Source organism: Kitasatospora sp. NPDC057940 (assembly GCF_042887425.1).
GTDB lineage: Bacteria > Actinomycetota > Actinomycetes > Streptomycetales > Streptomycetaceae > Kitasatospora.
In genome coordinates this window covers 279,018-293,329 of the sequence record NZ_JBHVPH010000005.1, presented here as the reverse complement: position 1 = coordinate 293,329, position 14,312 = coordinate 279,018, and the positions used below count along the sequence as shown (strand labels likewise).

The 14,312-nt window shown below is 74.9% G+C and carries 12 protein-coding genes and 1 riboswitch; of the genes, 6 read left to right on the top strand and 6 right to left on the bottom strand.

Annotated elements, in window-relative coordinates; translation table 11 throughout:
* Positions 1-19 precede the first annotated feature (19 nt).
* From ACFVTF_RS11600 to ACFVTF_RS11585, 4 genes are all read right to left on the bottom strand, one after another.
* Positions 20-964: a M56 family metallopeptidase gene (locus ACFVTF_RS11600; protein WP_387812271.1), complete on the bottom strand. Its 945-nt coding sequence runs from the start codon at positions 962-964 to the stop codon at positions 20-22.
* Positions 961-1,329 carry a BlaI/MecI/CopY family transcriptional regulator gene (locus ACFVTF_RS11595; RefSeq protein ID WP_363589677.1) on the bottom strand — a complete coding sequence of 123 codons (369 nt, stop codon included), beginning with the start codon at positions 1,327-1,329 and terminating at the stop codon, positions 961-963. The genes ACFVTF_RS11600 and ACFVTF_RS11595 overlap by 4 nt, the downstream gene beginning before the upstream one ends.
* A 145-nt stretch (positions 1,330-1,474) precedes the next feature.
* Entirely contained in the window at positions 1,475-4,225 is a 2,751-nt protein-coding gene (locus ACFVTF_RS11590) for an FtsX-like permease family protein (protein WP_387812268.1), read from the bottom strand.
* Positions 4,222-5,118 carry an ABC transporter ATP-binding protein gene (locus tag ACFVTF_RS11585; protein WP_387812265.1) on the bottom strand — a complete coding sequence of 299 codons (897 nt, stop codon included), beginning with the start codon at positions 5,116-5,118 and terminating at the stop codon, positions 4,222-4,224. The genes ACFVTF_RS11590 and ACFVTF_RS11585 overlap by 4 nt, the downstream gene beginning before the upstream one ends.
* Before the next feature lie 137 nt (positions 5,119-5,255).
* Positions 5,256-5,432: riboswitch (M-box (ykoK) riboswitch) on the top strand.
* Between the two features lie 360 nt (positions 5,433-5,792).
* On the opposite strand from ACFVTF_RS11585, the gene ACFVTF_RS11580 reads away from it, so the two are divergent.
* The 3 genes from ACFVTF_RS11580 to ACFVTF_RS11570 all read left to right on the top strand — a co-directional run bounded on the left by ACFVTF_RS11580 (position 5,793) and on the right by ACFVTF_RS11570 (position 9,034).
* Entirely contained in the window at positions 5,793-7,442 is a 1,650-nt protein-coding gene (locus ACFVTF_RS11580; RefSeq protein ID WP_387812262.1) for an NRAMP family divalent metal transporter, read from the top strand.
* A 120-nt stretch (positions 7,443-7,562) separates the two neighbouring features.
* A complete protein-coding gene (locus ACFVTF_RS11575) occupies positions 7,563-8,297 on the top strand; it encodes an MgtC/SapB family protein (protein WP_350883503.1) in 735 nt (244 codons plus the stop codon).
* Positions 8,298-8,356: 59 nt separating this feature from the next.
* Positions 8,357-9,034 (top strand): YoaK family protein, encoded by a 678-nt coding sequence (locus ACFVTF_RS11570; RefSeq protein WP_387812259.1) that lies wholly within the window; start codon positions 8,357-8,359, stop codon positions 9,032-9,034.
* A 42-nt stretch (positions 9,035-9,076) separates the two neighbouring features.
* On the opposite strand, the gene ACFVTF_RS11565 is transcribed toward ACFVTF_RS11570, so the two are convergent.
* Positions 9,077-9,745: a hypothetical protein gene (locus ACFVTF_RS11565; protein WP_387812256.1), complete on the bottom strand. Its 669-nt coding sequence runs from the start codon at positions 9,743-9,745 to the stop codon at positions 9,077-9,079.
* 533 nt (positions 9,746-10,278) lie between these two features.
* Between ACFVTF_RS11565 and ACFVTF_RS11560 the strand changes: the two genes are divergently transcribed.
* The 3 genes from ACFVTF_RS11560 to ACFVTF_RS11550 are packed head-to-tail and all read left to right on the top strand — an operon-like array spanning position 10,279 to position 13,741.
* On the top strand, positions 10,279-10,803 hold the full coding sequence (locus ACFVTF_RS11560; protein WP_063346498.1) for a PadR family transcriptional regulator: 525 nt from the start codon (positions 10,279-10,281) through the stop codon (positions 10,801-10,803).
* On the top strand, positions 10,800-11,504 hold the full coding sequence (locus tag ACFVTF_RS11555; protein ID WP_387812253.1) for an ABC transporter ATP-binding protein: 705 nt from the start codon (positions 10,800-10,802) through the stop codon (positions 11,502-11,504). The genes ACFVTF_RS11560 and ACFVTF_RS11555 overlap by 4 nt, the downstream gene beginning before the upstream one ends.
* Positions 11,501-13,741 carry an FtsX-like permease family protein gene (locus tag ACFVTF_RS11550; protein ID WP_387812250.1) on the top strand — a complete coding sequence of 747 codons (2,241 nt, stop codon included), beginning with the start codon at positions 11,501-11,503 and terminating at the stop codon, positions 13,739-13,741. The genes ACFVTF_RS11555 and ACFVTF_RS11550 overlap by 4 nt, the downstream gene beginning before the upstream one ends.
* A 77-nt stretch (positions 13,742-13,818) precedes the next feature.
* Here ACFVTF_RS11550 and ACFVTF_RS11545 read toward each other — a convergent pair whose 3' ends face one another.
* Complete coding sequence (locus ACFVTF_RS11545) at positions 13,819-14,271, bottom strand: NUDIX hydrolase (protein ID WP_387812247.1); 453 nt, start codon at positions 14,269-14,271, stop codon at positions 13,819-13,821.
* Between the last annotated feature and the right edge of the window lie 41 nt (positions 14,272-14,312).

The window sequence follows — 14,312 nt, the reverse complement described above, 5'->3', positions numbered from 1 at the left end:
CCGGGGGGCGGCGGACGCCCTACGGGTGCGGCGCGCAGGCCAGCAGGTACGGCAGCAGCGGGAGCGCCGACACCGCTGACACCGCCGTCCAGGAGGCCGGTCGGCGCCTTCGCCGGCCGTGCCCCGGGCGGGCCAGCCGGCGGACCCGGGCCAGTACCCCGGTGGCGGCCACCGCCAGCGACCCGTCGGGCGCGATGCCGTACGCCGTGCCCGGCGCGGTGCCGTGCGCGGCGCCCGTCGGGCCCCCGGACGTCGCCAGGGCGCAGAGCGCGGAGGCCAGTTCGCTGCGCGACACCCGCGCCAGCGCGGCGTCGTCGGCCGCCATCTCCAGCAGCAGCCCCACCTCGGCCCGCCCGCGCCGGGCCAGCGGCAGCGGGCCGAACAGCAGGGCGAAGGTGTCCGCCGGCAGCCGGAACAGGTGGTGACGGCCGCGGATGTGTCCGTGTTCGTGCGCCACCGCCGCGGCCAACTGCCGGTCGTCCAGCAGCCGCAGCGCCCCGCGCGACATGACCACCCGGGAGCTGCGGCCGGGCAGGCAGTAGACGGTCGGGTGGGCGTGCTCCAGGATCAGGGCGCCCCAGCGCCCGTCCCGGACGGCGACCACGTCCAGCACCGCCCGGTGCCGCCGGCGCGCCCGCCCGGCCCGGACACCGACGGCCGCCACCACCGTGGCGATCGCGGCCCCGGCGGCGGCCAGCACCCACCAGTCGTGGGTGTGCGGGGCGACGGGCCCGGGCGGCTCCGGGTGCGGGAACAGCCCGACCAGCCCGGCCGGCTCGTGGGCGAACGGCTCCACCGCGTGGTGCGCGGCCAGCAGCAACGCGACCAGGAAGGAGGCCATCAGGGACAGCCAGAGCGCGGCGCCCGCCGCCGGGTGCGCCTGCAACCGGGCCGAACCGGCCAGCCGGCGCGGCAGCAGGACCCCGGTCACGGCCAGGTGGAGGCCGAGCAGCGCGAGGGTCACTCGGCGTCCCGGGCCTTCACCTGCTCCAGCGCCGCCAGCAGCGCGGACGCCTCGTCGCTGCTCATCCCGTCGACGAAGTGCAGCAGCGCACCCGCCCGGTCCGGCGTGGTCTCAAGAGCCTGGCGCATCAGCCGCGCGGTGTACGCCTCCCGGGTGCAGGTCGGCTCGTACGCCCAGGCCCGGCCCACCTTGTCCCGGCGGAGCCAGCCCTTGGTGTGCAGGATGTCGGCCACCGTGGTGACGGTGGTGTACGCGACCGGCCGCTGCCGCTGGAGGTCGTCCACCACCTCGCGTACGGTGGCCGGCCGGCCCCAGGACCACAGCCGGTCCATGATCTCGGCCTCCAGGTCGCCGAACCCGCGCAGCACCGCCGTTCTCTCCCTCGCCGACCGCCGGCGCCCTTCGCCCGCTAGAACCCGCCCATGGTACGGCGCTCTCGCGTGTGGGTCGCCCGCGCACGCCGAAGCCCGCCCTCCGGATCGGGGGGCGGGCACCGGCGTGCGCCAGGGGTCAGGACAGCCGCCGCCCCATCGGGATGCGGGAGCGGGTCAGCAGGGCGGCGAGCAGCCCGGCCAGCACCGGGAGCACCAGGACGACCAGCAGCAGCTGGCCCCAGGGGGCGGTGATCAGGGCCGGGTGGCCGCCGAACCCGCTCGCCCGGGACTTCAGCAGGCCCACTGCGGGGACGAAGCCGTTGACCGCCCCGAGCAGCGCCCCGAGCAGGGCGATCATCGCGCACTGCAGTCCCGCCATGGTGCGGCGGATCCGCGGCGGTGCGCCGACGGCGGCCAGGGTGGCCTGGTCCTGGCGGGAGTCGGCCGCGGCCAGGCCGGTGGCGATGCCGGCGGCGCCGAGGACGACCAGTCCGGCGAAGCCGCTGAGGGCCAGGGTGAGGGCGTCGCCGCGGGGCTGGTAGCCGCGCTCGACCTCCAGCTGGGCGGCCCGGTCGAGCCGGACGACGGCGGCCTCGGCGCGCTGCTGGGCCTTGCGGTCGGGCGGGGTGGCGGGCACCCAGATCGCGCCGGTGGGCCTCACGGTGAGCCCGGGCAGGAGCTTGGGCAGCGCCGAGGGCAGGATCAGGCCCTGGGCGAAGCGGGCGGCGGCCGGGTTCTCGACCAGGACGGCGTCGGCCGGGATCTCCTGGAGGTCGGGCTTGGGGACCTCGCCGGGCTGGAGCGGCGCGCCGGAGCTGCCGCGCAGCTGGAGCACCGCCCGGCCGTCGCCGCCGAGGAAGGCGCGGTCGAAGACCAGGACCTTCCCGGCGGCCAGGGCCTGTTCGGCGGCCGGGTCGTGGATGCCGAACTGGGTACGGAGCATGGCGGCGTCCCCGGAGGCCAGGTGCGGCGGGCCGGATGCGGTGCGCCAGTTCACGGTGCCCTTGAGCTGGACGGTGCTGGAGCAGTTGGCGCAGAACTGGTACACCGCTTCGCCGAGGTCGGCGCGCGGTCCCAGGTCGGTCAGCTGCTTGCCCACCTCGGCGCGCAGGCCGTCGAGTTGCGGTCCGTCGACGGTGGAGAGGAGCTGCACGGCGCCGTACGGGGCCTGCGGCCGGTAGTCGCGGCGGTTCTCGGCGTCGGTGCTGGTGCTGTAGACGCCGATGGCGACGGCCCCGGCCACGGCGGCCATCACGGCGGCGACGGCCGGCGCGGTGCGCGAGCGGTGCCGGGCGGAGTCGCGCAGGGCGAGTCGGGGGCCGAGCGGCAGCCGCTTGGCGAGCCGGCCGAGCAGGGCGACGAGTGCGGGGGTGCAGGCGAGCAGGCCGAGTTCGGCGATGACGGAGCCGCCGAGCACGGTCAGCGTGCGGGTGTCGTAGGTGCCGACGACGGGCATGCCGCCGTGTTGCAGCGCGCTCGCGCCGTACAGGGCCAGGGCGGCGCCGGCGGCGAGCAGCAGCACACCGAGCACGGTGACCCAGCGGTTCGGGGCCTGGACGGTGTCCCGGTCGGTGAGTCCGGCGGTGACGCTGCGGCGGGCGGCCTGCCGGGCGGGCAGCGCGGCCGCGAGGAGCGCCGTGACCAGGCCGATCCCGCCGATCGCGAGCAGGTCCAGTGGCGGCAGGGCGAAGTGCCCGAAGCGGGCGCCGCCGGCCCGTTCGATCCACGGGCGCAGCCCGGCGACGAGGCCGCCGCCGAGGACCACGCCGACCACGGCCCCGGCCGCGCCGAGGACGATGGCACCGCCGAGCACCACCGCGCCGACGTGCGTCCGCCGGCCGCCGGCGGCGCCGAGCAGCGCGAGCTGGCGGCGGGAGCGGCGGGCGCCGACCGCGAAGGCGGGGCCGGCGAGCAGGGCGACCTCCAGCAGGCCCATGCCGGTGACGGTGGCCACCACGACCTTGGTGTTGTCGTCGGCGGAGGGGCCGAAGGAGCGGTAGGAGTCCCGGTAGTAGGGGACGGCGGCGCGCGGCGGCGGGGCGAGCGCGACCGAGCGGGCGGTGAGGGTGTAGCCGTGGGCGTTGAACTCCTGGACCTTGGCCCAGTCGAGGGTGGCCCCGGCGGGGAGCCGGACCAGCCAGGCGCCGCGTTCGGGCTCCGGCGGTGCCGCGGCCGGGCTGCCGGGAGGCGTGGCGTTGGCGAGCCGGCTCAGCAACGCGCCCGGCTGGGCGACGAGTTCGACCCGGCGGAGGTCGTCCGGGTGCTCGACGACGCCGGTGATGGTGAAGGTGGTCCGCTCCAGGCCCGGGAAGGTGGTGGTGCCGCCGACGGCCAGCCCGGCGTTGTCGAGGAAGGCCCGGGTGGCGGCGAGTTCGTGCGGGCCGGCCGGGGCGTGGCCGTCGACCAGGTCGAGCCGGCCGTGCCAGAGCGGGTCGGAGAGGTCGGCCTCGGTGGTGAGGGTGCGGACCAGGCCTTCGGGGGAGGTCGCGCCGGTCTCCGGGCCCTGCCGGGCGGAGGTGAGCACGCTGCCGGGCGGCAGCAGCCCGGTGACCAGGGTGACCGGGTCGGTGCCGGCGCCCTTCTGCTGCTCGGCCGTGGGCGGCTGCCCGGGGCGGGGCTGGGCCGCGAAGGCGCCGTCCTCGGCGACCGGGGCCTGCTCGACGGCCCGGCCGGGGGCGAGCGACGTGACCAGGGCGTCCGCCCCGCCCAGCACCCGTTCGACCCGTTCGGCCGGGGTGAGCTGCCCGCTGCGGTGGACGACGTCGGCGCCGGTGACGCCGAGGACGGGCAGCGCGATCATGGCGACGATCAGGGCGCTGCGGCCCTTGGCGCGCAGCGCGTCGCGGCGGGCGATGCGCAGGGCGACCTTCCAGGCGCCGAGTCTCATCGGGACACCTCGCCGAAGCCGCCGGCCGCGTGGCCGAAGTCGCCGGACGTCTGGCCGGTGCCGGTGGCCGAGTGCCCGGCCCCGTCGGCCGCGTGGCCGTAGCCGTCGGCCGGGGCACTGGGCGGTTCGGCGGTCAGCCGGCGCTTGCCGGTGCGCCGCCCGTGGCTCTCGGAGGCGACCGCGCCGTCCTTCAGGTGGACCACCCGGTCGGCCCAACTGGCGTGCGCGGCCTCGTGGGTGACCATCATCGCGGCGGCGCCGGCGTCGCAGCGGGCGCGCAGCACGGCGAGCACGGCCTCGCCGGTGGCGGAGTCGAGGGCGCCGGTGGGCTCGTCGGCGAGGACGAGGCGGCGCTCGCCGATCAGCGCGCGGGCGATGGCGACGCGCTGCTGCTGGCCGCCGGACATGTCGTCGGGGAAGCGGTCGGCGAGTTCCCCGATGCCGAGTTCCTCCAGGGCGGCGAGCGCCTCGCGGCGGGCGGCGCGTCCGGAGACTCCGTCGAGTTCGCGGGGCAGCGAGATGTTCTCGGCGGCGGTGAGAGCGGGGATCAGGTTGTAGTCCTGGAAGACGTACCCGATGGAGCGCCGCCGGAGGTCGGCGAGCCGGCCGCGGCTGAGGCCGCCGAGGGCCACGCCCTCGACCAGGATCTCGCCCTCGCTGGGCGCGTCGAGTCCGCCGGCCAGGGTCAGCAGGGTGGACTTCCCGGAGCCGGACGGGCCCATGACGGCGACGAACTCGCCTGGGTGGACGGCCAGTTCGACGCCGCGCAGGGCGTGTACCTCGGCGGCGCCCCGCCCGTGCACCCGGGTGACGTTGGCCAGGTGCAGGACGGGTGCGGATCGGGTCGGATCGCTGTGGGACACACTTCCCCCTCGTGAGCTGTTGAGCTGCATATGTCGGTGAACTATATATGCCGGACGGGGGTGCACGTCGAGGGGTGGGTTTGGTCAAGCTTCTACAAAGCTGTCGAAGCTCGGTCGAAACGCCGCTATCCGGGTGAAGGGGAGGGTCTATGCTTGACGAGGTTTGAAAGGCACCTCGTTCGGTGAGGCGTCTTCACGGACACAGGCCACTGACCCGACGACGTCGAGAGACGCCCAGGTTCAGGACAGGTCTTCCCGAGTTAAGGGTTGACCCCAAGTGGCTTCCGGCCGGCCAGGCTGGACACGCCGTGGAGTGCCAAAGCTCTGACGAGTTGGGGTGTGCCGGTCCTGTGGGGTCGGTCCGCTCCTTGCCGTGTCGCGATGCGGTGCACAGACGGTGCACCCCCGACCGGGAGGAGGCGAGAGACATGGACTGCGATAGTCCGGGCCATAGTCGCCCCTACCCCCGCATGCTCTCGATCACCTCTGGCACGCGGTAACAACCTTCCCTGCGCGCGTTCACCTGACGCTGCGTCATGCGCTCAACCGCGCCCCGACGCACGACGTCTGACGCTCCGTCATGCCCTCACGGCCGCCGCCGCTCAGCGCCGCCGTGCGGTCCGGAGGCGTGCGCTCTCGCAGGGAGGATCGCTGCTGCGTGCCCCCTGTCGCCCCCTCAAGGAAGGGGGCAGGGAGGCCCTGCCATGACCAACGTGATGCTGGACCCGAAGGTCCCCACCACCACCCGCACCGCCGTGCTCGACGACGCCCACGTCGGCGACATCAAGGGTGCGCTCGGCACCATCCGGCTCGACGACACCACTCCGCGCCACGGCCTGTCCGCGCGGCTCAAGACCCTGCTCGCCATCGTGGGCCCCGGCCTGATCGTGATGGTCGGCGACAACGACGCGGGCGCCTTCTCCACCTACGGACAGGCCGGGCAGAACTACGGCACCCAGCTGCTGTGGACGCTGCTGATGCTCGTCCCGGTGCTGTACGTGAACCAGGAGATGGTGCTGCGCCTGGGCGCCGTCACCGGTGTCGGCCACGCCCGGCTGATCCTGGAGCGCTTCGGCAAGTTCTGGGGCGCGTTCAGCGTCATCGACCTGTTCCTGCTGAACGCGCTGACGCTGGTCACCGAGTTCATCGGCGTCACCCTGGCCGCCGGGTACCTCGGGCTGCCGAAGGTCGCCTCGGTGGTGCTGGCCGCGGTGATCATCATCGCCTCGGCGTTCACCGGCTCGTTCCAGCGCTTCGAGCGCGTCGCGGTCACACTGTGCGTGGGCTCGCTGCTGCTGGTGCCGATCTACTTCATGGTCCACCCCAAGACCTCGCAGATGGCGCACGACTTCGTGGTGCCCAGCATGCCGGGCGGCTCGGGCCAGCTGGCCGCCGTGATGCTGGTGATCGTCTCCATCGTGGGCACCACGGTGGCCCCGTGGCAGCTGTTCTTCCAGCAGTCGTACGTCATCGACAAGCGGATCACGCCGCGTTTCATGAAGTACGAGAAGGTCGACCTGTGGATCGGGATCGCCATCGTCATCATCGGCGCCGCCGCGATGATGGGCTTCACCGCCGCGGCCTTCGCCGGCACCGACGGCTTCGGCCAGTTCTCCGACGCGGCCGCCGTCGCCAAGGGGATCGAGGACAAGGCCGGACACCTGGCGGGCGTGCTGTTCGCCATCGCCCTGCTGGACGCCTCGATCATCGGCGCCTTCGCCGTCTCCCTCTCCACCGCCTACGCCATCGGCGACGTGTTCGGCATCAAGCACTCGCTGCACCGGGGCGTCAAGGGCGCCAAGGGCTTCTACGCGATCTACGCCGGCCTGGTCGCCGTCGCCGCCGTGATCACGCTGCTGTCCACCGGCTACACCCAGGGCCTGATGACGCAGTTCGTCCAGGTGCTGGCCGGTGTGCTGCTGCCCTCGGCGACGGTGTTCCTGCTGCTGCTCTGCAACGACAAGGCCGTGCTGGGGCCGTGGGTCAACGGGCCCAAGACCAACGCCTTCACCTCCGCCGTGGTCGGGGTCCTGGTGATGCTCTCGCTGATCCTGACCGCCGCCGTGGTCTGGCCCGACATCAGCTCGCAGGCGATCCTGTGGATCATGGCCGGCTGCGGCGTGGCCGGCGTCCTGGTCGCCGGGTACTTCTTCACCTTCGGCCGCACCGCCACCAAGGAGGACCCGATCGACCGCACCGGCCGCGAGGAGTGGCGGATGCCCCCGCTGGACACCCTCGGCAAGCCGGTCATGTCCACCGCCCGCAAGGTCGGTATGGGCGCCCTGCGCGCCTACCTGCTGGTCGCGATGGTGATGGTCATCATCAAGATCGTCCAGACCGCGCTCAACCACTGAGTCGCAGACCGCAGCCCGGACGGACGGGTGGTGGGCAGCGGCCCACCACCCGTCCGTCCGTCTCCCTGCTCTGCCCGCTCCTCCAGCTCTCCCCGCTCTCCCAGTGAAGGAGGTGCCGTCGTGCACACCCTGACCACCGTCGACTTCCTCGTCCGGCTCGCCACCGGGGTCGCCTGCGGCGCGCTCATCGGCGTCGAACGCCAGTGGCGGGCCCGGATGGCCGGCCTGCGCACCAACGCCCTGGTCGCCGCCGGCGCCACCCTGTTCGTGCTGTACAGCGAGGCCGTCGGCGACGCCGCCAGCCCCACCCGGGTCGCCTCCTACGTCGTCTCCGGCATCGGCTTCCTCGGCGGTGGCGTCATCCTGCGCGACGGTGCCGGCGTCCGCGGCCTCAACACCGCCGCCACGCTGTGGTGTTCGGCCGCCGTCGGGGTGCTCGCCGCCGCCGGGAAGCTCGAATTCGCCGCCCTCGGCACGCTCGGCGTCCTCGCCGTCCACCTGATCCTGCGCCCGGCCGGTCGGATGCTCGACCGCGCCCCGCAGTCCGGCAGCGACCCCGACTCCACCGTCCGCGCCACCGTCCACCTGGAGTGCGAGCGCAAGGCCGAGACCCACATCCGGGCCCTGCTGCTCCAGGCCCTGTCGGCCTCCGGCCTCGCCCCCACCGGCCTGCGCGCCCGCCGCACCGACAGCGGCGACGCCACCAGCCTGCGCGCCACCGTGGCCATCACCGGGCAGGTCGCCCCGGCCCTCGAACAGGTCGTCAGCCGGCTCTCCCTCGAACCCGGCGTCCGCGACCTGCACTGGCACCTCGACGACGAACCCGACGACCCGAGCCGCCCCGCGCTCGCCTAGAGGCCGGCCCGGGGGAGGTAGAACGGAGGCACCGTCACGAGGCCGACCAGGAGGTCCCGATGCTCACCCCCGATCCCAGGCACGGGCCGCTGGTGCCGATGCTGCTGGTGCTCACCGTCGTCACCGGACTGGTGGACGCGGTCAGCTACCTCCGGCTCGGCCACGTCTTCGTCGCCAACATGACCGGCAACGTGGTCTTCCTCGGCTTCGCCCTGGCCGGCGCCGCCGGACTCTCCGCCACCGCCTCGCTGAGCGCCCTCGCGGCCTTCGTGCTCGGCGCCCTGGCCGGGGGCCACCTCGCCCGACGCCTGCCCGACCACCGCGGGCGGCTGCTGACCACGGCGGTGGTCGGCCAGGTGGTGCTCGTCGCCGCGAGCACCGCCCTGGCCGCCGTGGCCGGCTACACCTCCGACCCGGCCCGCTACGGCCTCATCGGGCTGCTGGCCTTCGCCATGGGCGGCCAGAACGCGGTGGTCCGCTCCCTCAAGGTCCCCGACCTGACCACCACGGTGCTCACCATGACCATCACGGCCCTCGCCGCCGACCGCACCGGCCCCCGCCGTCTGGCCTCCGCCGTCTGGATGTTCGTCGGCGCCCTCGTCGGGGCCCTCCTCATCCGCCAGGGCGACGTCCCCGTCGCCCTGGCCCTCGCCCTGGCCCTCCTGGTCGCCGTCGCGGCCCTCACCCACCGGGCCGCCGGAGCCCGTCCCGCCCCGGACTGGACCCACCCGCTCTGACCCGGCGCCGCGTTCCTCCGCTCGCCGGCCCTCTCCCGTGGGTCAGTCGTCCTGGCGGTGCCCGGCGCGGCCGCTCCAGAGGGGTTCGAGGCGGGCCCAGCCCTGGGTCCAGGCCTCGTCGGCGCGGCGGTCGAGGACGTGCAGGCGAAGGCGCAGCGCGAGGGTGAGCAGGGCCAGGAGGGCGAGGAGGGCGCCGGCGCCGGTGCAGACGGCGGAGACGGCGACGGCGGCGCGGTTGGTCGGGGGCGAGGAGAGGGCGCCGGCGGGGTCGACCCAGACGGGGACGACGGTGCCGGTGACGGCGGTACGGGGGGCCTGGACGGTGCCGGTGTGCGGCTGGCCGTCGGGGTAGGTCCAGGCGGCCTCGGCGTCGACGCGGGTGCTGTAGCCGGCGCCGAAGCGCCCTCCGGCTCCGCTGCCGGCACCGGAGCCGCGGTCGGGGAGGGTGAGCACCACGGCGTCGACCTTGTGGAGGCGCAGGCGGTCGCTGTCGGCCTGGGGTGCGGTGGCGTGGTAGGCGAGCAGGGCGCTGCCGGTGGCGAAGGCGAGGGAGAGCAGGGCCCCGAGGGTGCTCAGCAGCCAGGCCCGGGCGCGGGCCCGGTCGACGGGCCGGACCAGCGGTTCGTGCCGGGCACCGAAGGCCCGCCGCAGCCGGCGGCCGGTTCGCGGCGGGCGCGACGAGGGCCGGGCGGGGCGGGGTGTGCTGGACACGTCGACGGCTCCTCAGGGGGGTTGGGGCGGCGCGCTGGTGGGGTCGCGGGGTTTCTTCACCCAATTTCCACCCGGTGGCCGCCCGCGCACAAGAGTCGTGCGGGCTCGTACCACCGGGACCTGCGGACGGCGCCGCCGCGCGCCGGTCGCGTTCCGGGTCGCGCCCGGGCACGCGGACGCCCGGCGCCCCTTCGCGCACCCGGGACGTTCGGCCCTCGGCAGCGGCCGGGCGGGCGGGCAGGCTGGGGTCCGGCCGCATCCTTCGTGCCAGGGGACGGCTTGGCCCGGTTGACCGTGGGGGTGCCGGGCCGTGGTGCGGTGCAGGGGGTGAGCGTGGGGCTGCCTCCTGCCCGCCCGCACCCGGCTGACGGTGTCTCCGCCGGGCTTCCGACCGCGTCCTGACCGGCTTCTGGCTCGCTTCTGGCTCGCCTCTGGCCGGTTCTCGCCCGGGTTCTGACGATGTTTCCGCAGGCAGGGACCGTATTCTCGCCAGCTATACACTCGGAGTATACGCGTGGGGTATGGTCTCGCCCATGAGTGTTCCTTTGACCCTGCTGGGGCTGCTGGAGCGAGAGCCGAGCCATGGCTACGACCTCAAGCGCGACTACGACTCCCTCTTCGGCCGCGGCAAGCCCCTCCCGTACGGACAGGTGTACGCGACCCTCGGCCGACTGGCCCGGGACGGCAAGGTGGTCGCGGGCGAGGCGGAGCCCGGCGACGGACCCGAACGCAAGCGCTACGTGATCACCGACGCGGGGGTGACGGAGTTCGAGACCTGGCTCCGGGATCCGGTCGCGCCCGAACCCAACCTGCAGAGCGTGCTGTTCACCAAGGTGGTACTGGCCCTGATGCTGGGCCGCGACGCCGAGGAGTACCTGGACACCCAGCGCGCCGCCCACCTGCGCCGGATGCGCGAACTCACCGAACTGCGCCGCACCGGCGCCCTGGTGGACGCCCTGCTCGCCGACCACGGCCTGTTCCACCTGGACGCCGACCTGCGCTGGATCGACCTCACCGCCGCCCGCCTGGACGCGCTGGCCGAGGCGGTGCGCTCATGACCGCCGTGATCGAGGCCCGCGACGTCACCCTGTCCTTCGGCGAAACCCCCGCCCTGCGCGGGGCGAGCCTGTCCGTCGAGGCCGGCGAGGTGCTCGCCGTCATGGGCCCGAGCGGCTCGGGGAAGTCGACGTTACTGCACTGCCTGGCCGGCATCCTGGTGCCCGACGCGGGCGAGGTGCTGTTCGACGGGCGGCGCCTGGACACCCTGAACGAGGCGGGGCGCAGCGCCCTGCGCCGCGACAAGTTCGGCTTCGTCTTCCAGTTCGGCCAGCTCGTCCCGGAGTTGACGGCGGAGGAGAACGTGGCGCTGCCGCTGCTGCTGAACGGCGTGCGCCGCGCGGAGGCGCTGGCGCAGGCCCGGCCGTGGTTCTCCCGGCTCGGCCTGGACGGCATGGAGCGGCGCCGCTCCGGCGAACTGTCGGGTGGTCAGGCGCAGCGCGTGGCGCTGGCCCGGGGCCTGGTGGCCCGGCCGCAGGTGCTGTTCGCCGACGAGCCGACCGGCGCGCTGGACTCGCTGACCGGCGAGCAGGTGATGGAACTGATGGTCGGCTCGGCCCGGGAGCAGGGCACCACCGTCATCCTGGTCACCCACGAGCCGCGGGTGGCCGCCTACGCCGACCGCGAGGCGATCGTCCGCGACGGCCAGGCCCGAACGCTCTCCGCCGGTGCCGGTGCCGGAGCCGGGTCGGTGGCCCCGTGATCCGGTTCTCGCTCCGGCTGGCGGTCAGCGGCGGCCGGGAGGCGGTCGCCCGACTGCTGATGATCGCGGCGGCGGTGGCGATCGGGGTCGGGCTGCTGCTGTCCACGCTCGCCAGCATGAACGCGATCGACCGCGCCAACCAGCGCCAGGTCTGGCTCGACTCCGGGGCCCGGAGCCGGACCGAGAGCGCGCAGGTCGACCCGCTGTGGTGGCGGCCCCACAACGACTACTACGACGGCTCGGAGATCCGCGAGATCGACGTCGCCGCGACCGGGCCGACCTCGCCCGTCCCGCCGGGGCTCGACCGGCTGCCGGCCCCCGGCGAGTACTACGCCTCCCCGGCGCTGGCCGCGCTGCTGCGCACCGTCCCGGCCGTCGAGCTCGGCGACCGCTTCCCGGGCCGGATGGCCGGCACCCTGAACGACTCGGCGATGCCCTCCCCGGACACGCTGGCCGTGGTCGTCGGCCGGACGGTCGGCGAGGTCGAGGCCGCGCCCCGGGCCGTCGCCGTGACCACCATCGCCACCACCCGGCCCGAGTGCGGGAACGGCGACTGCCTGAGCCGGGGCATCCGGGGTGACGCGATGACGCTCATCCTGTCGGTGGTGGGCGGTGCGATGATCTTCCCGGTACTGATCTTCATCGGCACCGCGACCCGCCTGTCCGCCGCCACCCGGGAGCAGCGGTTCGCCGCGATGCGGCTGGTCGGTGCCACCCCGCGGCAGATCTCGGTGATCACCGCGGTCGAGTCCACCGTCGCCGCGGTGGCCGGTACGGCCGCCGGCTTCGGCCTCTACCTGGCGCTGCGCCCGCTGGTGGCCGACGTGCCCTTCACCGGCGGCCGCTTCCACCTCGACGACGTGCGCCTGACCGGCCTCCAGGTGCTGGGCACCGTCCTGGCCGTGCCGCTGGCCTCGGCGGTGGCGGCCCGGTTCGCGCTGCGCCGGGTCACCGTCTCCCCGCTGGGCGTCAGCCGTCGGGTCACCCCGCGGCCGCCCCGGGCCTGGCGGCTGGTCCCGCTGCTGGCCGGGCTCGCGGAGCTGGCGTACTTCCTCGGCCGCCGCCCGGCCACCGGGAACGGACAGGCGGCGGCCTACCTGCCCGGGTTCCTGCTGGTGATGCTCGGCCTGGTGATCGCCGGGCCGTGGCTGACCATGGCCGCCGCCCGTACGGTCGCCCGCCGCACCAGCCGTCCGGCCACACTGATCGCGGTGCGCCGGCTCGCGGACGACCCGAAGGCCGGGTTCCGCGCGGTCAGCGGCCTGATCCTGGCGCTGTTCGTCACCACGTCGACGGTCTGCGTCATCGGCACGATCAACGCCAACCGCGGCTCGCTGGACGGCGACCAGCCGTCCCGCGCGGCCGTGGTGCAGGGCGTCTACCGGGCCGGCGAGCAACTGGCGGACGCGGTGCCGGAGCAGGTCCTGGCGCAGGCGCGGGCCGTGCCGGGCCTCCAGGGTCTCGCGGTGCTCCACACCAATCCGGCCGGCCTCGGCAGGATCCCGGCGGGCCCCCGCCCGGGCGCCCCGCTCCTCACCCCCGGCCTGGTGTCCTGCGCGGACCTCGCCGAGGTCCCGGTGGTCGGCCACTGCGCGGCCGGGGCGGTCGTGGCGGCCGTCCCGTCGCGCGAGTTCCTCAACCTCACCTCGCGCCCGGACGCCGAGTGGCCCGCCGCCCCGGTCTCCGCGGAGGAGGTCGCGAAGCTCCCGGTCCAGCTGCTCTACGCCACGACCGACGGATCGACGGCGGCGAAGGAGCAGGTCCGGACGGTGTTCACCGCGGCGTGGCCCGACCACGACGCCCACACGGTCGGCGACTGGGCCACCGAAGGCCAGCAACGGCTCGCCGGCTGGCGGCAGTTGGCGAACGTGGTGCTGCTGACCACGCTCCCGATCGCCGGGTGCAGCCTCGCGGTCAGCGTGGTGGCCGGACTCTCCGACCGCAGACGGCCGTTCGCGATGCTGCGGCTCACCGGCTCGCCGCTGCGCCTGCTCCAGCGGGTGATCGCGCTGGAGAGCGTGCTGCCGCTGCTGTCGGTGGCGGTGATCTCGATCGGCGCGGCCCTCGCCGCCTCGGCCCTGTTCCTCAGCTCCCAGATGGGCTACCACCTGGTGTCGCCGGGCGCGGTGTACTTCGGCTTCGTCGTCCTCGGTGTGGTGGCCTCGGTCGGGATCATCGCCTCGACGCTGCCGCTGCTGAAGCGGATCACCGGCCCCGAGGCCGCCCGCAACGGCTGACGGCCCGTCGCCGTTCGGCACGGGCCGCCCGGGGGGCTCTCTCGGCGTCCGGGCGCCGCCGGCGTACCCCGTCGCCCTCAGCGGGTGACGGGGTACCCGGTCGTTCCGGCCCGGACCACCGAGGGCCGTTCCGGCAGCCAGCTGCCGAGGACCAGCGAGGACGGGTAGAACATCGGCTCCGGCAGCGCGTCCACCGCGACGCGCTCCCAGCCGCCGCAGGCGTGCGGCTCGGTGACGACCGCCTCGGCCAGGCTCGGCGGCGCCAGCACGGCGGCGGTCAGCCGGGGCCGGCCGAGCTCGTGGTCGAGCAGGAGGGCGAGCACCCGCATCCGCTCGGCGGGCAGCACGATGCCGGTCTCCTCGGCGAGTTCGCGGGCCGCCGTCTGCTCGAAGGACTCGCCGGGATCGACCTTTCCGCCGGGCAGGCTCCAGGTCGGCGGCTCGCCGGCGGTGGTGCGCCGGCCGATCAGCACCCGGCCGTCCCCGGTGGGCACGATGATTCCGGCGCCGAGCAGCGGTGCGGTGGTCAATTCGCCATCTCCTTCGCGGGGGTCCTCGCCAGGATCGGGGA

Bases quoted from the DNA above. Each gene is read 5' to 3' on its own strand.
- ACFVTF_RS11570 (WP_387812259.1), top strand. From the start codon at position 8,357: ATGCTCACCCCCGATCCCAGGCACGGGCCGCTGGTGCCGATGCTGCTG.
- ACFVTF_RS11555 (WP_387812253.1), top strand. From the start codon at position 10,800: ATGACCGCCGTGATCGAGGCCCGCGACGTCACCCTGTCCTTCGGCGAA.
- ACFVTF_RS11580 (WP_387812262.1), top strand. From the start codon at position 5,793: ATGACCAACGTGATGCTGGACCCGAAGGTCCCCACCACCACCCGCACC.
- ACFVTF_RS11590 (WP_387812268.1), bottom strand. From the start codon at position 4,225: ATGAGACTCGGCGCCTGGAAGGTCGCCCTGCGCATCGCCCGCCGCGAC.
- ACFVTF_RS11560 (WP_063346498.1), top strand. From the start codon at position 10,279: ATGAGTGTTCCTTTGACCCTGCTGGGGCTGCTGGAGCGAGAGCCGAGC.
- ACFVTF_RS11585 (WP_387812265.1), bottom strand. From the start codon at position 5,118: ATGCAGCTCAACAGCTCACGAGGGGGAAGTGTGTCCCACAGCGATCCG.